Genomic DNA, 23,917 nt, shown 5'->3' with positions numbered 1-23,917 from the left:
TTGTTACCCCTGTATCCAGTTCAGCAGATCAAAGACCTCGCCATAGGGTGGGAATACGCCGAGCAGCACGAAGAAGATGATGTGAAAGACCAGCGGGCACAGAATGACTGACAGCGCCAATCCGATCCGACTACGGACGCAAAAAATATAGAGAACAAGCGGAGCAACAATCGCGGTCGGAACAAGATATCCGAACCAGCGGAAAGATTGCTGATAGATCAGCGCAATGATGAAAAGGCCGATGATCTCAAGCGTGGCCCCATTGTCGGGTTCGCCTTGTGCTTCACCTGCGTTCTGACGTGTGGCCCCGATGATCAGGAATCCGGACAGAGCAAGCAGCGCAACAGCTGCAGCAATAGGCACAATGCCAGCCCATGTATCACCGGGCGAGGCCGCTGGCACTTGCCAGGCACTCCAGATGGCAACACATGAAATGGCTGCCAGAACAAGCCCTTCGGCATAAGCACGCATAATTCCCTCCGTCACACATTGGTCGTTGAGAGAGATCGGGTGGCGATATCGCCACCTGATCCTGTCAGTCTCAGTTCGTCAGGCTATCCACCAAAGGCGCGGCGTCTTCTTTCATCGCCGAAAGTGTTGCCTTGGCATCTGCGCCGTTTTGATAGACCGGGCCGGTTCCGCGTGAGGCCAGAAGTTCGGCAAACTCAGGTTTCGCTGCGATCTGTTCCAGTGCGTCTTCCATGGCCGCAACCACCTCGGGCGGCGTGTCTTTTGGTGCGAATACAATCACCGGGGACGATACGGCAGCGAAGGGTATCCCTAGTTCACCAAATGATGGCACGTCCGACATAATCCCGTCGCGGTCCTGACTGTTGACCGCCAGCGCGCGCAGTTGATCCTCAAAACCAGCCAATTGCTGCACGCCAAGGAAACCGAAATCAGCTTGTTCGCCAATTAGTGCTGCACGGGTCGGACCACCACCTTTGAATGGTACATCCTGTGCCTCGATGCCGTTGTTGGCCAGAAAGCCCAGGCCGCCAACATGGTGAAACCCGCCGCGTCCCGAATGCGCCCAACGAAGCGATCCTGGATCAGCCTTTGCCGCGTCGATCACGTCTTGCACGCTTTGGAATGGGCTGTCCTTTGGCACCATCAGCGATGTCTGCAACTTACCGACCTGAGCGACAAAATTGAAACTTTCCAATGCGTCAATGTCGGTGTCCCGCGTCATGGTCGACAAAAGGAACGACCCACCCGACGTCATCATCATCGTGTATCCATCCGGACGCGCACCGACGACCGAGTTGGCGCCGTTCAGACCGCCCGAACCGGGCTTGTTCACGACTACAACTGGTACGTCCAATATGCCCTCGGCTGCCGCCGAGATGGCACGTGCATAAGCATCTGTACCACCACCGGCCTTGTACGGCACGATGAGGTTGATGGGGCGCTTGGGCCAGTCGGCAGCAAAGCTGGCTGTGGCTGTTGTCGCTACGGCAACGGCGGCAATGGCCGCGTTAAGTAGTGTTCTGCGTTTCATCGGGTCCTCCCATAAGCTCGACCCTAAACTATCTAAGTTTGGGTGTTGATAAAAATGCAAAGATAACATCTACTCTTGCAAAAAACGAAAGACTGGGTGAATGAACATCAAAGCTTTGCGCGCATTCAGTATCACGTTGTCCGAAGGCTCTCTGATTGCCGCCTCGGAAATATTGCACCTGAGCCAACCCGCTGTCAGCCGATTGATATCGGGATTGGAAGCAGAACTAAGGCTTACATTATTTGATCGAAGCGGCCGCAACCTTACCCCTACGCCAGAAGGGTTCGCATTCTACCGCGAGGCAGGTCGAATTCTGGAAAATCTGGATGAAGTGCCCAGGATCGCGGCGGAAATTCGTGCTGGGCGAACGGAATCACTGCGCATCGTCACGATGCCCAGAATAGCGCAAACCTTATCGGCCCGCTCAGTAGCGAGGTTTTTCAAAGAACATCCTGACATCAACATCAGCCTGGATGTCCGGGCACGGCGCGAAGCCGGAAAGTGGTTAGCAGGGCGCGAATACGACATCGGTATTGGAGCATTGCCCGTTGAACATCCGGGAATTCGCACACAACCGTTATTGAGAGTTCGGGCACAGGCGATCCTGCCTGCAGATCACAAACTTGCCAAACGACAGGAACTCTCAGCGACTGAGCTTGTGAATGAACCTATCATCCGTTTGATGCAGGGGTTGTTACTGCGAGATCAACTGGATGACATCTTTCATTCTGCTGGCGTTTCTCCTGGCCAGTCTTGCGAAGTTGCGTCTTCCCAACTGGCGTGTTCACTTGTTGCAGAAGGGGCAGGTATAACTATCGCAGATGAATTGGTCTCAGCTCAGTTTGGTCTCGAAAACTTGATCCTGGTGCCGGTTGTTCCCGAAAAATGGATGACATTCGGGTTGTTGTACCCCGTCTCGCAGGACAGAACTGAAGCTCTTTGCCGCTTTGAAACAGTTTTGCGCGATGTGGTTAGGGACTTGGCGGGTCAAAGCCCAACGTTGGAAGTGGCCATGGATTAGGACCATTCGATGATCAGATGCTCGGGGTTCAATCGCCCTTGAATGCGTCAGGCTCTACGCTGACGCAGTTGCAGAAATGATCCACATCGCAGTGTCGAGAAGGGCGACCAAGGTTTGTTCGTTTGATTGACAATGGGAGCTTAGTGAACTTATCCCCCATTTGTGGCGCGCGCAGCATTGGTAGGTGTGGGCTCTTTCAAGACCTTGGGTGCAGCGCAGCATTTCGGTTCAAGAACCACTCGCCATCAATTTGAACGGCCCATAGCCGACATCCATCAGCCCTTTGAAATACTGCGTTAGCAGCCCGCATTTCAGACATTCGCTGCGATTGCGAAAGCTAGTCTAGGTGAATTCTCACTCCGCGGTCGACAGTGGAATCGCTACCTCAGACTTGTCTCATTCATTGCTAGATTTCTATGGCTACAACAAACTCCAGCCAGCTATCGATGCCGGGGGTCAAGATCTGGGGCCAGGCACGAAAACAAATCTGAGGGCACATGCGAATTTGATTCTCTAAACCTTTTTACAATTGAATCGCGCCAATCAAACGACGTTCGTAACATCACAACCTTGTCTCGGGTTCGCCAACAAAGAATTTTAGAACCGATAAGTCGCGCCTAGCACAGGCCCCGACTGATCAAATGTAAAATCGTTGCCGTTGATTTCATGATCGAATGAGATATAGCGATAGCCACCGCGGATCAGCCACCTGTCGTTGATTGCGTAATCTGCCGTCAGCAGAATCTGCCAGGTTTCACTGTCGCTGCGGAAGCCTCCGTAGTCGACAAAACCGGAGCCCGACCACTTATCCGAGAACTGTACCCGTGCTCTGGCGCCGATGACAGGGTCGGTCCAGCTATCATCTGCTGTTGTTGTGCGCCCCGGTGCCGCGCCGGGTAGAAGGGTAAATTCCGTTTCAGTGCTGAACCACCGGAAACCCCCGGCGACGTCAACGGTGATAGTTGGCGCTTCATACACTCTGTAGCCAACATAGCCACTTAGGTATTGTGTGGTAAATGATGTCTCCAGACCCGAGCCGACAGGTCCAGGAGCGCTGTTGCTGAAAGATAAGTCTGTGTAGTTGTAATCTGCAAGTATCAGCCAACGTCCGTTGGTGGCCGAGAACGCACTCATAAAGGCAAAATCGAGGTTTTCCAACGCATCCGAAAAGCTGAGAGTACCGTCCAGAGTGCCCAAAGGTGTGTCCAATGTAGTCTCTGTTTCCGGCATGAACAGGTAGATTGTGGCCTCATATGACCAATCGGATTGTTGAGCCGAAGCCACTGTGGCCAAAGATGCAAAAAAAGCTACTCCGCAAGCGCAGCTTTTCACCCAAATTGACGAAGTCATTCTGTCCCTCCCGTCAAACAATCAAGTTTGAATAAATGGTCTTTGGTTTGTGGTTGTTTAGCCATGGGCCTCATTCTACAGCTCCTTCGGTTGCCATGGAACCGCTGCCGACACGATTAATATCTGTGTTCGGGAAGAACTCGGACCAGACATGCCAGAATGCGCCTGCGCGCAGGGTTTCGACACGTTTTAGCTGACCCTGATCTGAATGGCCCCAAAAATCGCAATGGCTCACAGGTTGACCAAAGTCGTTGTACCAAACGCCTAGGCTTTCATACTTTGGATCCAAGCTGACCACGACATCTCGTCCGCCGACATTGGAATTCACGATCCACTCGTTCTCGACGATGAAATCATCAGTCCAGCAAACCGCATCCTTACCGATCGTAATTCCCCAAACGTAGGTTTTATTTGGTAACCGATCGTCCGAACGATCCATGTTGTCCATCACGGGCGCGTCTTCCTGATGCTGGCGTCCGATGCCCCAGCCAAACGTGATCTCGGTCATCATATCCAGCAGGCGCAAAAATGGGTTCGGGGATGGCTTGTTCAGAAATACCTCACCGTCAGGATAGGCCTTCTGAAACCCGCGGAACGTCATTCGAAAGGTTGGCCAGGGCTCCATTTGCGCTTCGGGTCGAAGGGGGCAGGCAGGACCGTCGGAGTTAGGGTCGCGGTCCGCCTCGCGGAAACCATAGATGTGCTGGATCGGCTCGCCCATGTCGTTATCGCGCAGGATTAGGTTATTGCCATGCTGGGCCAAAACCTCGAGATTCAACCGTCGTCCTTCTATTCGCGGAATGTAACCCTGACCCAGATTGGCCATAGCGCAATAGGTCATGACCACGTCTTCGCCACCCAAGCCATCTACATTCCCGGCCAGATGAGGGCGCATAATCTGCGCATCCGGGTGCGCGCGGGCTTGGCCGTTGTTTTCGATGACAATGACGGGCGCAGTTGGTCCGACATATTTGCGGGCTTCTTTAATTGGAAAGTACTGTGCGTCATTGAGCTGGTTCCTTAGACCCAAATGCACCCAAACGTAGGGAAACCCATAAAGAAGAAGAGTAAGCACAGCCGCTATGAGCCAAAGCCAGAAAGGGCCACCGCCCAAAAGGAAATGCGCAAGTGTTGCCGCTGCGAACCCGCCAAGTCCGATACCGATCAGGCGATATTCATTGCGGATAAAGCGCACCATATTCTCGCGCTTTACCTTCAGCAACATTTGAGAGACGTCGCCCAGATCGCGAAAATAGACAAAGCCGATGCCGAAAGACACAATCAATCCCAGGGCGAATATTATGCTACCAATCATGCTGTGACCCTCGACCTTGATTAACACAGTCCTTCACAGGTTTATTGCGAAGGATTAGGCTTACTTCTGTGGCGACGCGCGCTTGATCATGAAAGCCTCAACTGCCTGTTGGGTTTCGGGGCGGATGTTCTCGATCCCTTCATAGGGCACGCCATAGGCGGGCGCGGTATCGGGGAATTTTTCTTTGCGGGCCATGTGGCGGCCCAAAATCCGTGCGAATTCCTGCCCTCCCCAGGCGCCAACCTCGGTCGAGACCGAGTATTCTTCGCGCGTGTCCCGATAGAGATCAAAGAACTTTGCAAGAATGGCGCTTTCGCCTGGTCCCGGCAGTTTCAGCTTTAGCTGGTCTTTCACGACCGCCTCGGGCTTGTTCACCGAATAGACGATGACGTGATCGCGGCGAGATTTGGATTCATCGGTGAACAACAAGGCGGCCGACTGGTCCACCCCATCTACAAGGCGATCCCGCGGAATATACTGATCTGCTCCGGCAAAGCGCGACAAAGTGGTATAGAGGTCCGAGACATGGATGATGCTGTTAAGCAACCCGTCAGCCTCGATCATACCGGGCCAGCGAATGAAGGCGTCAACTCGTATACCGCCTTCAGTCGTGTCACCTTTGCCGCCAGCATAGATCAGCGGGGTGAACCCGGATTGCGGCGCGTATTTGGTGAAATGGCCATTGTCACCCATGACCACAACCACAGTGTTTTCCGTCAAGCCCAACTCTTCCAGCCGCGCGAACAAGTCGCCCAACCACTGATCGAGCAACTGCATTTTGTCCACATACAGGCCACCATTAACGCTCTCTGGCCCCGACCGCCCGGCACGGGTGTTGTCCAGCGGGATCATCGGCCAGTATTGTAAGAAAAACGGGTCTTCACCACTTGCTAGGCGATCCAATTCTTCCATCGTCTTGTCCTGAAACCCCTGGTTCATCTCATCGTACTTCGCAGCGTTCCAGCGTTCGCCGGTTTCCATGCGAATTTCGCGGATGGGCCCGCCGGTTTCCCCTTCGATGACTGTCATCATCGCGGCAGAGTCCGGCCGGAACCAGCCGTCCAGCGTATATTTGTCGTCATAGTCACGGATCGCGACCGAGACCTGTTCTTTGATCGCATCATCATTGAAGATCGTCAGCTGGCCCTGTTGGTGGATGGCGTGCTGGGCATAGTCAAAACCCTGATTCATCGCCCAGCTTTCTGCGATATCGCCCATGTGCCATTTGCCGACATGGCTGGTCGCATAACCCGCCTGTTTCAGAATTTCGGCCAAGGTGACCTCGTTTTCCGGTAAGCCAAACCCGGCAATGTCCACCGTTGTGTCGCCCATACCCATGCGTACGGGCAACCGCCCGGTCATTTGTGCCACGCGGGTCGGCGTGCACGAAGGTTCAGTATACATGCGCACCATTCGCATCGCCTGATCGGAAAAGTCGTTGATATTCGGCGTTTCATAACCTCGCACAGCGTTTAGCTCGGGGATGCCCATGTCGCCGAAGCCCATATCGTCGATCAGAACGCTGACTATGTTTGGGGGCTGCCCATTGTTACCGTCACGAAAAGCGGCCAGAGCATCATCAACAGCGGTATCATCCTGTGCCCATTGTTCTGCATGTTGTGCCTGCAGAATATAGAATTCGGCATCGTGTTGAATTGGGTCTTCCTGCGCTTGCAAAGGTGGTGCCGTAACGCCTGCACAAAAAACCAGAAGCCATTGTAGTTTCATTCCGTCTCCCCCAGGTTTGAAGCCGAGCTTCGGTGTTTGATCTTTGATGCGTTAACCAATTGTAACATCGTTATATTCAGATATTTATTTAAATTTGCGACGTCACTGCCAGCTCATGAATACATCACGGGTCAGTTCAGTTTCCGGACGCAGGTTTTCGATGCCCTCATAGGGGGTACCTTTGCCGATCTCTGAATGTGGATATTTGGCGATCATCTTCTGGTGGCGCTTTATCATATCCTGAAAAGATGCACCGGCCCAAAGCGAGTAGCCAACCAACGGGTGTTCCTCACGAGGGTCCCGATAGATGTTATAGGTTGGAGCAGCCGCGCCGGGTTGACCAGGGGCAGGAAGGTGCATCTTGAATTCTTGTTTAACGACCGAGCGCAAGACAGGGCCTTCGTAGACATAGACATAGTCGCGCCGACCGTTCCCCTCGCCGTTCAACAGTAACGCCGTCTGGTCAATGCCGTCTATCACTCGGTCCCTTGGGATAAAGGCGGTGGCTCCGGCAATTCGCGCCATTGTGGTGAAGATATCTGAAACATGAACGATGTCGCCAGCTGCAGTGTTGGGTTCGATCACACCGGGCCAGCGAATGAACGCATCGGTTCTTACTCCGCCTTCAAGATGCTGAGTTTTGCCTCCGCGATAGATTAGTTGGTTCAGGCCGGATGAGCCTTCATAATGATACATCAGACCATTATCTGCCATCAGAACAACAATTGTGTTGTCCGCCGTGCCGGTTTCTTCAAGCTTGGCCAAGAGATCTCCAATCCATCCATCAAGCAGTTGCAGCTTGTCAGCATGAAACCCGCCATTTCGTGAAATTGCCTGATCCGGGTAGACGAAGTTCAACGGGTACAGCGGCCAGTATTGCAAGAAGAACGGCGCATCCTCGGAGGCTACACGTTCGAGTTGCTCCAGCGCCTGCCGTTGATATCGTTCGTTCATCTCTTCATATTTGGCCTGCGTCCAAACCTCACCGGCTGACATGTCTACTTCCAGGGCGGGCCCACCGGCTTCGGCCTCGACACCGGTGACAAGACCATATGGCTTGAAGCGCTCATCCAGCAGGAACTGATTGTTCTGCCCCTCGGGCACGTAACCGAGCATGGCGTTGGACCTCATTGCCTCGGGGATCATGAGGCTCAGCTGCACTTGCTGGTGTAGTGGAAATGCGGCCCAATCGAATCCTTGATTGTGTGGGTACGATTGCTCAATGTCACCTTGGTGCCATTTGCCGATATGCGCCGTATTGTAGCCGACTTGTTTCAGTATCTCCGGCAGTGTCACTTCGCTGGTCGGAAGACCTTCTCCGACCAAAGCCACTTTGACCTCTTCGACACCGGCGCGTATCGGGTGGCGCCCTGTCAGCATGGCGGTACGTGTGGGAGTACAAGAGGGTTCGGTATACATGCGCATCAGCGACATGCCTTCGGTAGCCAACTGATTGATGCTGGGTGTCTCGATCCCCATGACGTAATTCATCTTGCGGTCACCCATCTGACCAAAGCTTACATCATCGATCAAGATGTAGAGGAAATTAGGAGGTTTGCCGCCATTGGCCGCACGAATTTCGGTCAGCTTTGCGTCGACTTCAACGTCTTGCGCATCCCATGCCTCACCAAACTGCGCGCGAAGGAATTCGAACTCGCCGTCATGAACAATCGGGGTTTCCTGAGCAAGCGCGGAGCCGGCACCAATCAACAACGCAGGCAAAATGTATCTAAGTCTCATGTCAAACCTCCAAATCTTTGTTCCGTACCGATTCCGAATCAAGGCCATGCGCCTGCAGCCGTCCGTCAATACTGCTGCGCAGGTCCGAAAGGCTTTCTGCCAGATCGGCGAGATAGCGCATCTGAAGAACAGACTGCGACCTTGGCGGCACCGCCAGTTCGGCGAAGACCTCTTTGTAGTCGCGGCAAATTCGATCAAACTCTTGGTCTTTTGCCCGCAGGTCCCGCAGCAGGCGACCCGCTTCGGGAAATTGGGATTCAAAGAACTCATCATCCGTCATTGGCAGCGCCCTTCAGGCATTCGTTTGCCAAGCATGCACCCAACAGAAAATGTATTGAACGTATAAAGCCGCATGCTACCGTAGCACCATGGCGACAAACCCTTATTGCGAAAGGATAGTTCTTTGACCGTCAGCATGGACGATCAGGAACAGAATGACATTCAACAGTTCTCGGCCGAGCAGGTGCGCGATGCGTTGGATAGGGTTCAGAAGTCAGATGAATTCAAAGGGTCCGCCCGCATGCGGTCTTTTCTGTCTTATGTTGTGATGGAATCGCTCGAGGGTCGTTCCGAACAGATACGCGCCAAAACCATTGCGATGGATGTTTATGGATACGACGCGGATGAGCTATTGAAACGCGAAGGCGTCGTACGCGTGGATGCGGGACGTGTTCGGCGAAAACTCCAAGCTTATTATGAAAGTAAGGGGATTGCTGACGAATTGGTAATCTCATTGCCTGTCGGGAGTTACGCACCCGAGTTTTTGCCAGGCTCCAATCGACGCAGCCAACCATTACGCGGAAGGCGGCAGGCTTACGCAGCCGTTATCTCGCTTTCACTTCTAGTAGCCGGTATTCTAGTCGGTGTTCTGATCGGCCGCGGTTCGCAATCTGTTGCTCCAATAACTGGCAAAGCTGCGATCTACGACGTGTCGCCAGCCCGCGTCGAAGCAATGAACCTAAGCAACGCAGGCCGGGATCTGATTTTTCCGGTTACAGATTTGGCAGGCCTTCAACCAGCGTTGTTGATATTTCAAACAGCAACTGAACGAGATCCGTTTTATTACGGGGGGTATGCTGGCGCTTCTCAGGTCGAAACCATGTTCGCCATCATGAAATCTGGCGATCCCGGTTCTGATGAGTTTTTGCACGCGGCCGACAAGAATAGTGCTTATGCTTTGGAATTGGCTCCGGATGCAGCATGGCCGCTTTCAGCGCGAGCCTGGTTTGAATTTGGGGTGGGCAATTACGATAGCGCAGTTCGATTATCCCAACGGGCCGTAGGTTTGGCACCCGATGATTCACATGTTGCTGAATTCGATGCCTTGATTTCCCTTTATACATCTGATTTTGAACGAGTTTTGTCTCAATCAGCGCGATATAGAGTCCTGGCCTCACAAGGAGGGGGACTTGTATTTGACAATGCATTGGGTGCGGCTCAGTTCCATACGGGAGACTATGCTGCCGCAATCAGGACGTTTGATGAAACAATATCGCGTGGTGGGCCGTTCGGACCAATTTCCGCAGCTTACCTTATGGCAGCCCACTGGAGGAACGGAGAACAAGCAGAGGCACAGCGGCTTGCAAAAGTATTTTCGGACACTTGGCCAAGCTTCCCTCTCGAAGCACTGAAGGCTCGAGTGTTTGTAGACCCGCAGCCAGTTCAAGAGCTGATCAGTGCAATGAAGGCTGCGGGTTGGTCAGGAACCGTCAGGCCCTGATTCTACGCAGTAGGATGTGTCACAATCAATTTGCTTAGATTGGAATGACATAAAGACCAGCGTAAAAATGCCAGCGCCATGCCGCGAAGTAGAGTTTGTTTGCGCCGCCCTCGGACAGCACAGGTGTATCGGTAATAGTCATTTAGTGGCCTCCAAGCACAATCGCGCCGCATCCAGCGGGATACGGGCATCTTTGATTTCAATAGAAGGTAATGAAATCAGGCGTGAGGCAGGTCGCGGGTCAAACGCGCGGGATCGAGATCATTGCGCTCGGCAACGCGCTTGGCGATAAATTCGAAAGTTCGCGTTGCTGTGGTCTGTACGAAGCGTGGACGACTGTCTTGAATCAGAACGGACGTGTTGCTGATGCGGCAAGCTTCGCAATCAACGGTCACTGGTGCGCTGTCGCCATCTATATTTCCGCAGATGCCGCTCAACTGCCCGCCTGCCGCAATATAGGCGGTGAGTTCCGGGGTCGTAGGCATGGGAGCTGTCCGATGCGCAAAGCTCAGCATTCGTGACTTTGGGCTCAGAGCTGACCTCAGATGCGGCGCGGCATCTGCCAGTTTCGCAGAACTAGCATCGTGGCAGAACGGCCCATAAGAGACATTCTACAACCGAGCGGATTACTGAAATACAGCGTTGCAAACCGGCGTTTGCTGCCAGTGCATACCCATTCGCAGCAATATCTACACTATCCGGGAAAGACCGGAATTGGTCACGACAGCGGTCGTTCTAACATTTTGGCTGCAGACAAGCTGTCAGGCGGTACAAAAATCTCGCAGTATCGAATTAAAGAGCCCCGGCTTCTCTAAATGCGTCGCGTGAGCACATCCAGGTATCACGGCGAGGTTGGCGTCGGGAATTGATTGCCACAATTGTTCGGTTTGGCTCCATGGATAGGTCCGATCCCGGTCACCCCAAATCACCAACGTACGGGTCATGATATCCGCCAAATGTTTGGCGCCGCTCCAACTTTCCATTGCGTCGAGCCCAATTAGCATGGTTTGCAGGCTGCATTGTTCTGCAATCATAGCACAGTCCTCATAGGCCGCAGCTTTTCCCCGATCAAGAAACCAGGTTGCCGCAATACGTCTGGCCGTGGCTCTTGGTCCTTCTGTATTGGCCCGGCGCTTTGAAGTGTCGATCGTCTCAAACCGGCCGGGTAAAATGCCAATCGTTCCGGTGCCGTAAAGCACCAACCGGTCGATACGTTCGGGTGCGCGGGTAACCATTTCTTGGACGATCATCCCGCCCATTGAATGGCCGATCAGGATAAATCGCTCAATTCCCCGCCCGGTTAATTCGCACAGCGCCCACTCGGCAAATCCAGCAATACTGGTAGGGGCCTCGAGATGCGCATTCTCACCAAATCCCGGTAAGTCCAAGGCTACGACGTTGAAACCGGCCAGGGCTTCGACTTGCCCTAACCATTGTCGACTGCCGCCCAAAAATCCATGGACGAATACGACAGGTGTCATTTGCGCCCACCCTGTACAATGCGATCAAGGATCATGGCGCAGAAAAGGATCGCAAACCCGGCGAGGATGCCTTGGCCCACATTGGCATATTGCAATGCTTCCAGCACGTCCTCACCCAGCCCCTTGGCGCCAATAAGCGAGGCCACGACGACCATCGCCAGCGACAACATAATCGTCTGGTTGATCCCCGCGCGGATCGATGGGCTTGCTAATGGAAGATCTACCTTAGTGAGCAAGTACCACTTATTGGCACCGAAACTAATAGCTGCTTCGCGCACGCTTTCTGGTACACCACGCAGACCAAGAACGGTCAATCGTACCACCGGTGTGCCGCCAAAAATCATCGTGACCACAACCGCCGCTGGCTTTCCAACGCCGAAGAACGCAATCACAGGCACCATGAACACGAAGGCTGGCATGGTTTGCATAAAATCCATGATCGGCTGGATAAACGCATAGAACCGTGGGCGACGGGCAGCAAACATGCCGAGCGGAATTCCGATAACAATCGAGAGACACGCCGCTGTCCCCAACAAGGCCAGCGTCGTCATGGCACCTTCCCAGAAACCCAGCAGGCCCATATAGGCCAGAAATGCGCCCGAATAGATCGCCGTGCTGATGCCCGCTGTCAGCCAGGTCAGCAAAATAATCAAGCTCGCAATCACGATCCATGGCGTCTGAACCAGTATGACCTCTAGCGCATCCAACAGAGTGCGGATGCCGAATGTCAGCCCATCAAAGAAGGTCTCGCTGTTGCGTACGCACCAGGCGATGAAATCTTCTACCCAAGTGATACTGGTCAGGCGGATGTTTGGGTCTGTCGGAAAATGGCTAAGCAGTGAAAAGCGCCCTGGGAAGCTGTAATGCAACATTGCCGCGGCGACGATCAACGCCATGAAGATTGCGCTGAACACGATCTGCGACACCGGCATGGCCGAACGGATCGAACGATCCGATAGCCACTCCGAGAAACGCGCCTCAAGCGCCCAGTTCGCCACCTGTGACTGTATGAATTTGACGATGATCAGTATGATCAGGCCGGTTAGAATGATGTAAGGACCTTCAGCTGCCATCGCTTCGGCCTCGGCACGGATACCTCCTATGTTTTCTTCAAGCGAGTCCACCGTTCGCTGATAGACATCGATCTTGTCCGAGTTGTTTTCGATAGCCGCCGCCAATTGCTGACGGCGCAGTTCAAGCGTCCCTTCAATCGATGCAATACGCTCCATTGCCTCGGCTGCCAGATCGCCGAACAACCCTCGCGCAATCTGCACAAAGGCTATAGTTTCGAGGATCAGAAATGGTAACGCCCATGACCACAGACCTCGCGCACCGAACCAGACCGGACCAAACAATCCGGCCATCAGATTGAAAGTTGGTGTAAAGCGGGACGATGCACCAATCTTGTCGAAATTACGGATGTAGTAGTCAGGGCTGGTGCGCACAAATGTGCGAATGTTTTCACGCCGCTCTTCGGCATAGGCAAGGGCCGCTTCGCTTTCGGTATCTTCCAGCGGGTTCACATCAGAAATGCTCATGACACTTCGGTCCCTTCGATCACGGTGCGCAACAGATCGGCACGGGTTATGACGCCAACATCCACGCCGCCGTCCTCCACAAGGATTGCGCTGCTGTTGTCGATCGCCAGATTGATCAGCGTGCTCAGATTTTCGTCTTCATTCACGCGCGGGGCATCCGCCGATAGCCGCCCATGGGCCGCAATATGTTCTGGAATTGGCCGCATGACCGCATGGGCGCGCACAACTTTGAGGCGTGAAATACCCGCAACGAAATCAGCCACATAGTCATCAGCGGGGTTCATCACGATGTCTTCGGCTGTCCCGATCTGCACCACCTTGCCGTCCCGCATGATGGCGATCCGATTGCCGATGCGGACGGCTTCATCAAGGTCATGGGTAATGAAGATCGTAGTCTTCTTGAGAATCTTGCTCAGCCGGATGAATTCATCCTGCAATTGTCGCCGGATCAGCGGATCAAGGGCCGAAAACGGTTCATCCATCAAAAGCACGTCGGGGTTGGCGGCCAAGGCGCGGGCCAGACCCACACGTTGTTGCATGCCACCGGACAGCTCGTGTGCGAACTTTGACCCCCAGGCGCCCAGTTCGACAATATCGAGAATAGCAGCAGCCTGACGCATGCGTTCATTCTTGCTGACCTGTCGGATTTCCAGTGGCATTGCCACGTTATCCAACACCGACCGATGCGGCATCAGCGCAAAGTTCTGAAACACCATACCGATTTTGTTGTTGCGAAACTGCTGAAGCTCTTTTGGCCCCAAGGCCATGACATCAGTGCCTTCGATTTCGATCTTACCAGCTGTCGGCTCCAGCAATCGGTTGAAATGGCGAACCAGGGTGGATTTACCGCTGCCTGACAGACCCATGATGCAAAAAATCTCACCCCGGTTTACCGACAGGCTGACATCAGCGACGCCGACAACACAGTTGTATTCGGCCAGCACTTGGGACTTGTCCAACCCACGGTCGCGGATCGCCCGCAGCGCCACTTCGGGCCTGCCTCCGAAAATTTTCCAGACATTCGAAATTTCGATAACGGTGTCGTCGCTCATAGGTCCTCCAGAGATCTGCTTTTGGGTGGCGCCAGCAGATGCCGCCACCCTGTTTCTGGAAGTGGGATCAGAGACCCAGCCAAGCGTCGACGCGATCCGGGTTCGCTTCGACCCATTCGCGGGCAACCTCTGCCGGATCGCGACCTTTGCCGCTGATCTCATAGGCGAAACCGCTGACATCATCTGCAGTCAATGCGAAATTCGCGAAGAAATCAGCAATCGCAGGTGAGCGGTCTGGCAACGTATTGGACCATGCGATCTGGACGTTCTTCAGGGCGTCTTTGGTGGCAACACTGGATTTGCTATACCAATCCGGATCGTCCGATGGCTGCACCATCACGTATTTTGCCGGGTCGAACGTCGGCTCGCTCAGCATTTGAACGTCGAACATGTACCAGACCGCGTGTGGCTTGTAGCAATAGAAGGCATAGCCCTCGCCTTTGGCGATGCTGTCTTTGATACGCGCGGTCTTCACGCTTTCTTCTGCACGCACGGGCTCGATGAAATCAAGCAGACCGTAGTCGCGCGTTTTCACCTCGTTCACATTGGCCGAAGCCCAGCCGGGGGCGCCAATCCACATCTCACCCTTGCCGTTGCCATCGCTGTCCATCAGGGCGGCGACATCAGGGCGGCCCAGATCAGCTATGTCGGTGATATTGTTAGCCTCACCAAAGTCCTTGCTGACGCAAAAACCCTGATTGCCTTCGTAGGGGTTCGAGGACAATGTTACCGTACCGGCCTCGTCGACATATTTCTTGGTAAAGCTCTCCTGATTGGGCAGCCACACATCTGGATGCACGTCGATGTCACCTTTGCCCTGATCCATGGCTTGAAAGATGGTTGCATTGTTACCGGGCACATATTCAACCGTCCCGCCGATGCGCGTTTCAACAACGGCACCCAGAAGATGAGCGATTGCCTGCGCCCCGGTCCAAGACGGCACACCGATTTTAACCTCTTCCGCCGCGAATGCGGGCATCGCATAGATACCTACCGCCGCTGCCATACCAAATGCCTTTAGCTTGTTTCTCATGATAGTCTCCTCTGTTGAATTGCGCCGTATTTTGGCGTCGTTTTTTTAGTCAATCTCATTCCCATCGCTCGGCGGTGTCGTACAAAGTCGTCTCGGGCTGCGACTTCGGACAGAAGGGGAAAAGGGGGACAAACCGCCAGGCCCTAGCTTAAAGTCTAGAGCATGAGGTTTTCTGAGGGCCAATTCGAACATTTCATCAAACTATTCCCGCAATGCATAGTTTTGAGTATGCTCGACCAATGCTTCCTTGGAAATGCAGGTACACACATTGGATTTGAACTGGCTGCGCGACTTTGAATGCCTCGCCCGGACACTGAACTTCACCCGAGCCTCCGATGAACGCAACATCACACAATCCGCATTCAGTCGTAGAATCAAAGCGTTGGAGAGCTGGGTCGGGCTGCCTCTGGTCAATCGCGCCACCTATCCTGTTCAATTGACAGAAGCAGGTCAACAATTCTTGCCGGTCGCTTTAGCGGCGATCTCACAACTGTCAGAATCCCGTCAATCGCTGCGGGATGCCGATCGTGGGGATAGCCGTTTCATCCGGTTTTCGGTCCTCCACACGATCGCGGTTAATTTTTTGGCAAGTCGCATCGAAGAGTTGCAGATGCAAATTCCCGATCTGCGCACTCGAGTATTGTCCGATTCCCTAAGCACCTGCTGTGACCTGTTGGTCGAGGGCGCAGTGGACATTCTCTTGTGTTACAATCACCACTCGGTTTCACCGATGATTGATGAAACCGCATTTGAGCGAAAAGACCTGTTAAAGGATCGTCTGGTGCCAGTGGCTACAGCTGATTCAGCGCGTGCCATGGGTTGGAGTCTCGCAGAGCAGGATGGCCCACCCATCCCCTATCTGGCATATGATCGTTCTTCGTTTTTAGGCATGGTTGTAGAAAATACCATAGACCGCAAACCCCTGAACGCCGAGACGATTTATGTTGATAGTCTGGTTGAGACAATCAAGAGACGCCTGATTACCGGAAGCGGCTTTGCCTGGATGCCCGAAACCGCGATTTCGCCAGAGCTGGACGCAGGATTGCTGGTGCCAATCGGCGATGACGCGTGGTGTGCCACCTTGACGATTTCCGCATTTGCCAATCCGGCGACCTTTGATCAGACAGCGCAACAGCTTTGGGACCAATTATGAACAAAGGTATCTGTTGACTTGCAGATTGCCTCCGAACGCTGTGGCGCACTTATTTAATCGCCTAAACTTGCCCTGCGTGGGAAAATTCGACAATCGCCTGGACAAGCAGGTCAATCGTATCAATGGCATTGACCTCGGCCGCAACACTATCAGCGATGAGCGAGAATTCTGAGCAAGCCACAAGCTGCAGGTCGGCCCCTGCGGCAACAAGTTCTTTCGAGGCAACTCTTAGTGTTTCGCGCGCCTCTTCGCACGGACCGTCCGTCTTAATTTTCCGGATCGCTGCAAGCATCTTTTCATCACCTGCGGACCAAACCACCGACAGCCCGCGCCTGTGCAACGCTGTCTCGAATAGCTGCGTATGTCGTACGGCAGGCGAGGCAAGCATCCCGACACATCCCCCTGATCCAAGCCTTCCAGCGGCATGATCAGCCGTCAGTTCGACCACGTTCAGCAAGGGGATGTCCACGGCGTCGGTAATCGCTTTGGCATAGTAATGGGCGGTGTTGCACGGCATCGCCAGCGCCAAGGCTCCGGCATCCTCAAGGCGACGCGCCATCGCTGCAAGCGTCGGCCCTGGATCCTCGCCGACGCCCTCGATCAAATGACTGATCCGCGACGGCACCTGCGGGTTCATATCGATCAACAAAGGGATGTGATCCTGGTCATCGGTTGAGGGTACCGCCCCCACCAGCTTGCGCTGGAGGAGGATGGTTGCCTCGGGGCCCATACCGCCAAGAATTCCGACCGGGCGCAGTGTCATGGCCTAGACAGTCACCCAGCGGTTTTGATGATCAAAGGCAAAATCATATCCGCCAAGAGCTGCCGCCCCCCCGGTGTGCAGGAAAACAATCCGTTCGCCGTTGAACTCACCCTTGCGCGCAAGATCAATCAGACCGGCTGCGCCCTTGGCCGAATAGCACGGGTCGAGAAGGATACCTTCGAGCTCTGCAAACATCCGGATCGCCTCAATGCCGCTTTTGGTCGGCAGGCCATAGCCCTCGCCGACATAGTCAGTATTGGCCTTCACGTCTTCGCGCTTGACTACACCAGCACAGCCCAGTTTTTCAGCGGTTTTGCAGGCGAGGTCAAAAACCATCTGTTCTTGCTTGGGCTGAGGCGCCCTTGTGCCGATGCCCAGAACGGGCACCTGCGCATTCATAGCACACATGCCCGTCACCAATCCGGCCTGCGTTCCTGAAGAACCGGTTGCATGCACCAATCTGTCAATTTGCAAACCACTGTTATTTGCTTGTGCCAACAGTTCGAAGGCCGCGTTAACATAGCCAAGTGCGCCGGTCGGGTTCGATCCGCCGCCAGGAATGACATAGACATTGTGCCCTTCCGCGCGCTTCTTTTCGGCTGCTTTTTCCATCTCACCCGGCATGTCGTGGCCGCCGGGAAACTTCTCGGTAGTTGCGCCATGCAAATGTTCTAGAAGGACGTTACCGTTCGTATTGTAGTTTCCATTTTGGTAACCGGTGCGATCCTCCAAAAGGATGTGACAGGCAAGCCCCAGCTTGGCGGCAAATGCAGCCGTCTGCCGACCGTGGTTGGTTTGCGTGGCCCCTTGGGTCATCACCATGTCGGCACCCTGCGCCTCGGCCTCAGCCATTAGGAATTCAAGCTTGCGGGTCTTGTTGCCACCGGTCGACATACCAGTGCAATCATCGCGTTTGATCCATATTTCGACCCCCAGCTCTTTTGACAATCGAGTCATGGGTTCAAGCGGTGTTGGAAGATGTGCAAGATGCAGGCGGGGAAAACGGGCAAGGTGCATGTCGTGGTTCCTAATATTTGCTTTTGTCAACTTACTGCGCGCTGAAGCACATTCCTAATTCGAATTTCGGTACATAAATTGCAGGAATTGCATGTTGTCACGAACTGCACTATCGATCCGCCATGCGTCTTGAGTGGATCGATGATATATTGGCCGTGCTTGATAGCGGCTCTCTCGCCCGCGCCGCTGAAAAGCGATTGCTGACGCAATCTGCGTTTACTCGGCGGGTGCGGCTTATCGAAGACAACATCGGCGCAACGCTGTTTGATCGCCGCCGCAAGCCAGTCTCTTTGATGCCAGGCGTGCGGGAACTGGAATTTGAATTACGTGAACTCAGCACCCGGCTGCAGAGGCTTCGACACACCTTAAAGACAGCGAGTGATCAGACAGGCAAATCGCTGTCTTTTGTTTGCCAACACGCGCTCACCACGACAATTTCGCCCGAAATTGTTCGTGTTTTAACTGAAGGTGGCGAAATCTCGGTTCGCGTGCGGTCAGGAAATCAAGACGAGTGCCTGATGCATCTGATTTCAAAAGAAGTTGATTTTGCCATCATGTATGCGGTGCCCGATGACAGTATTCAAGAACCCGCTAACGCGTTTGAAACCAAAACGCTCGGGATGGATACTTTGATTCCGGTCTGTGCGCCCACTGTGCGCACGCAAGTGACGGAAGACGTAATTCCTACAATCAGCTACCCGCCCGAAGTCTTTCTCGGGCAGGTCTATTCCAGGATGATTGCGCCGCGATTACCTGAAGGTAAAACCGCAGTACCCAGAGCTGAAACCGCACTTACGTTGGCCATACTACAATACGCCTTGAATGAAATCGGCATCGCGTGGTTGCCCCACTCTCTAGTGGCGACCCACCTTTCTGAGGGCGCGCTTGTGTGCATTGACGATGTGCTGCCCACACAGCTTCTGGCAATCAGGATGGTCCGCTTGGCAGAATCTCAGCCAGATCATGCAGAGCAAATATGGAAACAACTTGAAGACATTTTCAGTTTCTAGTTTTCCCGCAGCACCCTCTATCCCAAATGGCAAGCCGCCCCTAATCAGAAGGGCTTGATTTTCCCTTACACACCCTTCGCCAGACCGAAAAAAACAAAGCCCACACGCAAAACGCTTCGTTATCGCAAAAAACTGCTACATCCTAAGCACCTGATCCTGGCAGCAGTCGTCTCTCGAACGTGCCCAGCTGCCAAAGATCCGGCGAATGACGGCATCGAATGGCACAGCCACTGGGTTGTGTTGACCCCGACCGAAGCGTGCGGACCCGACGCGCTTGCCGTACGTGACATCCCCGAGGGTTCCTCGCCCAAGCTACCTGCGACATGGCCTGGGTTCTCGATCTTTCTGGACAGCCCTGGGTTTACGCCTTTGTTCGACGGGCCCGAAATCTCGGTGAATGCCGGCTTTGCCAGCAAAGTAGAACTGGATTGTGTCGCTTTCCGGACTTTCACGTTACCCTCACGATGCTGCGTTCACTGCCCACATATGCGGCGACCAAGGCGAAAGCGGCCTTTTCGGCCAAGGTCGAAGCGTTGGGACGCATGCCGACTGCCGTTTTCGTGAACTCCACAATCACGCTGGAAGGTGTGTTCGACTGGCTGGCGCAGAACGAGAGTTCGGCGCTGGACACGATCCTTTTTGGCAGTTTCGACTGGGACCCGTTTGCCCAGTACATGGCCCAAAACCTCTTTTCGGTTCGCCAGGACGTCGGGGCCATGCTGGAAGCCATGTTCCGAGTGATCGACAGCGAGCGCACCCATCCGCCAGAAGTCATCCAGATCCCGCCGATCGTGTTGGCCGAAGGCAAAGGCCGCAGAATACCGACTGGTTAGGGCCGAACCTCGACCAAAGCCACAGAGATCGCGAACCACATCCTGATACACCAAAGAACGGATAGGATTATTTCCCGACAAAAGGTTAGTCGCATTGGCAATCGCAGACGCAATTGAAACATGGACAAGTCGACCTGCTGCTGGAAACGGCCCATAGCCGACTTTGAGCGCTTCGTTGGATTTCGCAGCCGCAGCCCGCATACCGGTCATTCGCTGCATTTGCAAAATTCAGCCCAGCTGGAACTAACAGATCTCGAACAAAGTGAGCTTTCGTTTCTGCTGCGCAAAGATTTGTTCTTGACGCGACCGCAGAACCAGCCCCAACGATGCCGGTTTGTCAGTTTGGCATGGTTATGTTGATCTACTACCGATATGCAGGGGTGGGAGGAACAGTGTGGAGCGCCAACTTGCAGCAATTCTGGCAGCTGACATGGTCGGCTACACGAGTAGGATGGAACAGGACGAAGCTGGCACTCTTTCCGCTTTTTCCGCCTATTTTGATGGCACAATAACTCCGCTAATCGATCGTCACCGTGGGCACATCGTCAAACTCATGGGCGATGGTCTTCTGGCAAGTTTCAGCAGCGCTGCCGATGCGGTGGCCTGTGCAGTCGAGTGGCAACAGACACCGGCAAAAACACCAGATCCGATGCAGTTCCGGATCGGCATCAATCTTGGCGATATTATCATGCAAGATGGGGATGTCTTTGGGTCTGGCGTTAACCTTGCGTCGCGTCTAGAGCAGCTGGCGCCACCCGGAGGTGTGCTCGTGTCCGACGCTGTTTATCGCGTGGTCGGCAACCGTATCCCGGTGATATGGAAAGACGCTGGAACGCACTCTATTAAAAACGTTGTAGAGCCGGTACGCGCGTGGCGCATTGGGGGAGAAAGACAAACTCAACCCGAACCGCCGCAGCGAAAAACAACACGCAAGGCGACTATAGCTGTTCTTCCTCTGCACAGCATGAGCGACGACCCCGAGCAGACGTTTTTTAGCGATGGAATCGCGGAAGACATTATTACTGGATTGTCGCGCTTCCGTACGCTTCAGGTCATTTCCAGAAACGCGTCTTTTCGGTTCCGAGCACAAGACAAGGATCCTGCGGAAATTGCCGAGGCGTTGGGCGCCGACTATCTTGTTGAAGGAAGCGTTCGTAAGGCTGGAAGTCGGGTTAGGATTTCTGTGCAGCTCGCCGAAGCCGCTGGTGGGACGCAGTTGTGGTCGGAACGCTTTGACCGCGAATTGGAAGACATCCTATCCGTTCAGGATGAGGTCACCCGCAGCATCGTAGCGGTCCTCCCAGGCCGTGTGCAGCATGACTTCGTCGACCGCTCAGCGCAGAAACCGGCAGATGAGATGAAGGCCTATGAACTGATGCTGAGAAGCAAGGCGCTCCGCGACGGCCTGAATGCCAGAGATACGGCCAAAGCGCGGGCTTTGCTGGAGCGCGCGGTGACACTGGATCCGTCCATCGCTCGATCGTACATGTACCTCTCTGACACCTATGTTATTGACCTCTGGCTGGGACTGGCTGACCCGGACGCTCCTGACCACGCGCTGCATATTGCGCGCAAGGGCGCGGCGCTGGACAACCGGGACCCCTACATTCAAGACCAGTTGGGGTTTGCCTATCTCTGTGCAAGGCTTTGGGACGAAACCGACACACAGTTCGAAAAGACAATTTCTCTGATCGAAAACGAAGCTGAATCTATGGCTTGGTGTGGCTACGGGTTTCTATTGCTCGGACGTCATGAAAAGGCACGAGAAGTGGTCTCTGAGGCGATGCGGTTGGACCCATTGCACCCACCTGCCATTGACTGGATTATGGGCCAGGTCGAATTCTTCTGCCGAAACTTCGATGCTGCACTCGGCTTGTTGATTGGAGAGGCGCGGCTTAACTCTTTGGCTGCGGCATTCGTGGCCGCCTCCTATGCGCATCTTGGCAGGCAATCGGAGGCGGCGACAGCCTTGCAGAATTTTATCGCGGAACGTCGAGATGAGTTTGGTAGCCGGGGCATTGAGGTGACCGAAGAGAACATCTCGTGCCTTGCGCGCGGATTCAAAAGCATGTGGCGCCGACCGGAAGATTTCGAAGTCCTGACGACGGGTCTGCGGACAGCTGGTTTGCCCGCCTGACTCATTTTATCAAGGGCCCGTGCAGCGCATTATGCCAGTCGATTGCGGTTTCTGACAGACCGGATTCTCTTCGTTCAACCCTGCTCATTCGCGTAGGATCGTTGCGTTTTGTGCAAAAAGCACTGAGCATACCTTTGATCTTTTCCTGGATGGCGAAGGGTTGTTCCGAGCCGGAAACCCTGGTCTTCTGTTGTGATGTAAACTCGCTTGGTTCTGCGTATATCATGGCTCTCTCCTGTTTTCAGGCGTAAACCTAAAATCGGGATCATTATGCAATTCTGCAAACTCAGTTTCTTGACATCTATTGTTCCAAAAAGTCACAATATATGATGCCAAGACTGTTACCTCCGTTAAATCCCCTGCGCGCTTTCGAGGCTGCCGGACGGTTGGGCAGCTTTACCCGGGCAGCGGAAGAGCTGAACGTCTCGCATTCTGCAATTTCCCGCCACATTCGCGGGTTGGAAAAACGACTGAATGTGCATCTCTTCCGGACGCAAAAATCTGGTGTTACCCTTACCGAACATGGGCAAACTTATTTGGCGCAGATTACGCCTGCCTTAGACCAAATTGCCTTCGCTACCGAAGCATTGACCCGTGCGCCCGAAGGCGTCGTCACCATGACGACAGAAAGTGCTGTCGCGCAAAAATGGCTGGTGCCGCGGCTCCCACGACTGAAAGCGGCGCATCCCGAGATAGACTTGCGTCTTTCGATAACAACAGATGTCATGGACATTGAGGCGCACGATTTCGATCTGGGTCTGAGGTATCTGCGAAATCAAAAAGACAATGGATATGACCTGCTGTTTCCGTGTCGGGTCAGAGCTTTTGCTGCCCCAGGTTTTGCGCCAATCTCTGGCTCAAAAGTCGACCTTGCGTCTCTGGCGTCACGACCATTGATAGAAGAGGCCACATTCCGCCTTTGGCCGGACTGGTTCTTGAAATCCGGTCTGAAAGAGGTTCCCGCGCTTGAACTTCCTCATCCACTGGGAGCGCTACTGTCAATTCAATCGGCTGTGGCTGGCTTGGGTGCAGTTCTGATGGATGAGCATCTCTGTCAAATTGAGGTTGAAACGGGTGCCTTGGAACGTATCAATGACGTAGAACTTCGTTTTGGCGGATATTACCTCGCCACGAACCAACGCGCAGGACGGGGTCGAGCCGTTCGTTGTGTGAAAGACTGGTTGCAACAGGAGGCGCAACTTGATGAAGAACCCCCCGTTGATTAGCCGTGCTGGGATAGCAGCACCAAACAGAATGTAACACTTTGCGGCTTCTGGCTCACTGCAGAAGACTCTTGTGCCGTGCATGAATTACTACAATTCGGAGTGAAGCCGCCGACAACTCATGGCGTAACGGCCAGAAACTTGTCTGGCCTTTCGCTGCAATTGGTTCTGATGGTTTGAGGACTGAGCACCGTGACCGAACGCGGTCATTCAGTAGCTGCGCAGCATTAAGCATTTTGGGCTCGAACCAGACATCGGAGGCGGCACAGGATCCTGAGTGGGAGATGGTCTTCAGACCACCA

22 protein-coding genes are annotated in these 23,917 nt (G+C 54.0%); 7 read left to right on the top strand and 15 right to left on the bottom strand.

The features are described 5' to 3' along the window. Window positions 1–3: 3 nt before the first annotated feature. The gene (locus AC2FH2_RS16200) at window positions 4–471 is read right to left on the bottom strand and encodes a tripartite tricarboxylate transporter TctB family protein (protein ID WP_496824392.1); all 468 of its coding nucleotides are present in this window, start codon (window positions 469–471) and stop codon (window positions 4–6) included. A 70-nt stretch (window positions 472–541) separates the two neighbouring features. Then, the gene (locus AC2FH2_RS16195; RefSeq protein WP_496824390.1) at window positions 542–1,501 is read right to left on the bottom strand and encodes a tripartite tricarboxylate transporter substrate binding protein; all 960 of its coding nucleotides are present in this window, start codon (window positions 1,499–1,501) and stop codon (window positions 542–544) included. 100 nt (window positions 1,502–1,601) lie between these two features. On the opposite strand from AC2FH2_RS16195, the gene AC2FH2_RS16190 reads away from it, so the two are divergent. Next, window positions 1,602–2,522 carry a LysR family transcriptional regulator gene (locus AC2FH2_RS16190; protein WP_496824388.1) on the top strand — a complete coding sequence of 307 codons (921 nt, stop codon included), beginning with the start codon at window positions 1,602–1,604 and terminating at the stop codon, window positions 2,520–2,522. A gap of 597 nt (window positions 2,523–3,119) precedes the next feature. Here the strand turns inward: AC2FH2_RS16190 and AC2FH2_RS16185 are convergent. The 5 genes from AC2FH2_RS16185 to AC2FH2_RS16165 all read right to left on the bottom strand — a co-directional run bounded on the left by AC2FH2_RS16185 (window position 3,120) and on the right by AC2FH2_RS16165 (window position 8,935). Then, a complete protein-coding gene (locus AC2FH2_RS16185; RefSeq protein WP_496690405.1) occupies window positions 3,120–3,872 on the bottom strand; it encodes an outer membrane protein in 753 nt (250 codons plus the stop codon). A 70-nt stretch (window positions 3,873–3,942) separates the two neighbouring features. Continuing rightward, window positions 3,943–5,187 carry a DUF3179 domain-containing (seleno)protein gene (locus tag AC2FH2_RS16180; protein WP_496824386.1) on the bottom strand — a complete coding sequence of 415 codons (1,245 nt, stop codon included), beginning with the start codon at window positions 5,185–5,187 and terminating at the stop codon, window positions 3,943–3,945. 60 nt (window positions 5,188–5,247) lie between these two features. After that, on the bottom strand, window positions 5,248–6,915 hold the full coding sequence (locus AC2FH2_RS16175; protein ID WP_142639690.1) for a sulfatase-like hydrolase/transferase: 1,668 nt from the start codon (window positions 6,913–6,915) through the stop codon (window positions 5,248–5,250). Between the two features lie 102 nt (window positions 6,916–7,017). Continuing rightward, complete coding sequence (locus AC2FH2_RS16170; protein WP_142639693.1) at window positions 7,018–8,655, bottom strand: sulfatase-like hydrolase/transferase; 1,638 nt, start codon at window positions 8,653–8,655, stop codon at window positions 7,018–7,020. A gap of 1 nt (window position 8,656) precedes the next feature. Further along, window positions 8,657–8,935 carry a hypothetical protein gene (locus tag AC2FH2_RS16165; protein WP_282027685.1) on the bottom strand — a complete coding sequence of 93 codons (279 nt, stop codon included), beginning with the start codon at window positions 8,933–8,935 and terminating at the stop codon, window positions 8,657–8,659. Window positions 8,936–9,070: 135 nt separating this feature from the next. On the opposite strand from AC2FH2_RS16165, the gene AC2FH2_RS16160 reads away from it, so the two are divergent. Continuing rightward, the gene (locus tag AC2FH2_RS16160; protein ID WP_496713872.1) at window positions 9,071–10,375 is read left to right on the top strand and encodes a tetratricopeptide repeat protein; all 1,305 of its coding nucleotides are present in this window, start codon (window positions 9,071–9,073) and stop codon (window positions 10,373–10,375) included. 218 nt (window positions 10,376–10,593) lie between these two features. On the opposite strand, the gene AC2FH2_RS16155 is transcribed toward AC2FH2_RS16160, so the two are convergent. The 5 genes from AC2FH2_RS16155 to AC2FH2_RS16135 form a co-directional block, all read right to left on the bottom strand. Then, window positions 10,594–10,860, bottom strand: a complete 267-nt coding sequence (locus AC2FH2_RS16155) for a hypothetical protein (protein ID WP_496679022.1) — start codon at window positions 10,858–10,860, stop codon at window positions 10,594–10,596. Window positions 10,861–11,136: 276 nt separating this feature from the next. Beyond that, window positions 11,137–11,856 carry an alpha/beta fold hydrolase gene (locus AC2FH2_RS16150; protein WP_271952030.1) on the bottom strand — a complete coding sequence of 240 codons (720 nt, stop codon included), beginning with the start codon at window positions 11,854–11,856 and terminating at the stop codon, window positions 11,137–11,139. Continuing rightward, entirely contained in the window at window positions 11,853–13,394 is a 1,542-nt protein-coding gene (locus AC2FH2_RS16145) for an ABC transporter permease (RefSeq protein ID WP_282022304.1), read from the bottom strand. Before AC2FH2_RS16145 ends, AC2FH2_RS16150 begins: the two co-directional genes overlap by 4 nt. Next, window positions 13,391–14,446 (bottom strand): quaternary amine ABC transporter ATP-binding protein, encoded by a 1,056-nt coding sequence (locus AC2FH2_RS16140; RefSeq protein WP_496824382.1) that lies wholly within the window; start codon window positions 14,444–14,446, stop codon window positions 13,391–13,393. The genes AC2FH2_RS16145 and AC2FH2_RS16140 overlap by 4 nt, the downstream gene beginning before the upstream one ends. A gap of 67 nt (window positions 14,447–14,513) precedes the next feature. Beyond that, complete coding sequence (locus AC2FH2_RS16135) at window positions 14,514–15,479, bottom strand: ABC transporter substrate-binding protein (RefSeq protein WP_142639707.1); 966 nt, start codon at window positions 15,477–15,479, stop codon at window positions 14,514–14,516. Between the two features lie 253 nt (window positions 15,480–15,732). Here AC2FH2_RS16135 and AC2FH2_RS16130 point away from each other — a divergent pair, with 253 nt between their 5' ends. Further along, complete coding sequence (locus AC2FH2_RS16130; protein WP_281973759.1) at window positions 15,733–16,632, top strand: LysR family transcriptional regulator; 900 nt, start codon at window positions 15,733–15,735, stop codon at window positions 16,630–16,632. 61 nt (window positions 16,633–16,693) lie between these two features. On the opposite strand, the gene cuyB is transcribed toward AC2FH2_RS16130, so the two are convergent. Further along, window positions 16,694–17,395 (bottom strand): cysteate racemase, encoded by a 702-nt coding sequence (gene cuyB / locus AC2FH2_RS16125; protein WP_496824380.1) that lies wholly within the window; start codon window positions 17,393–17,395, stop codon window positions 16,694–16,696. A gap of 3 nt (window positions 17,396–17,398) precedes the next feature. Beyond that, a complete protein-coding gene (cuyA, locus tag AC2FH2_RS16120) occupies window positions 17,399–18,412 on the bottom strand; it encodes a D-cysteate sulfo-lyase (protein WP_496824378.1) in 1,014 nt (337 codons plus the stop codon). A gap of 122 nt (window positions 18,413–18,534) precedes the next feature. On the opposite strand from cuyA, the gene AC2FH2_RS16115 reads away from it, so the two are divergent. The 3 genes from AC2FH2_RS16115 (at window position 18,535) to AC2FH2_RS16105 (ending at window position 22,392) form a co-directional block, all read left to right on the top strand. Next, window positions 18,535–19,422: a LysR family transcriptional regulator gene (locus tag AC2FH2_RS16115; RefSeq protein ID WP_496824376.1), complete on the top strand. Its 888-nt coding sequence runs from the start codon at window positions 18,535–18,537 to the stop codon at window positions 19,420–19,422. Between the two features lie 464 nt (window positions 19,423–19,886). Next, a complete protein-coding gene (locus tag AC2FH2_RS16110; RefSeq protein WP_496824374.1) occupies window positions 19,887–20,255 on the top strand; it encodes a hypothetical protein in 369 nt (122 codons plus the stop codon). Between the two features lie 394 nt (window positions 20,256–20,649). Next, window positions 20,650–22,392 (top strand): adenylate/guanylate cyclase domain-containing protein, encoded by a 1,743-nt coding sequence (locus AC2FH2_RS16105; RefSeq protein ID WP_496824372.1) that lies wholly within the window; start codon window positions 20,650–20,652, stop codon window positions 22,390–22,392. 1 nt (window position 22,393) lies between these two features. On the opposite strand, the gene AC2FH2_RS16100 is transcribed toward AC2FH2_RS16105, so the two are convergent. After that, window positions 22,394–22,618, bottom strand: coding sequence for a hypothetical protein (locus AC2FH2_RS16100; protein WP_496824370.1), 225 nt, complete (start codon window positions 22,616–22,618; stop codon window positions 22,394–22,396). 103 nt (window positions 22,619–22,721) lie between these two features. Between AC2FH2_RS16100 and AC2FH2_RS16095 the strand changes: the two genes are divergently transcribed. Next, window positions 22,722–23,618 carry a LysR substrate-binding domain-containing protein gene (locus AC2FH2_RS16095; protein ID WP_496824368.1) on the top strand — a complete coding sequence of 299 codons (897 nt, stop codon included), beginning with the start codon at window positions 22,722–22,724 and terminating at the stop codon, window positions 23,616–23,618. The last annotated feature ends 299 nt before the right edge of the window (window positions 23,619–23,917 follow it).

Source organism: Ruegeria sp. YTSA105 (assembly GCF_059610225.1).
Note: the sequence above shows the minus strand (reverse complement) of the source record. Positions and strands in the feature narration are given on the sequence as shown.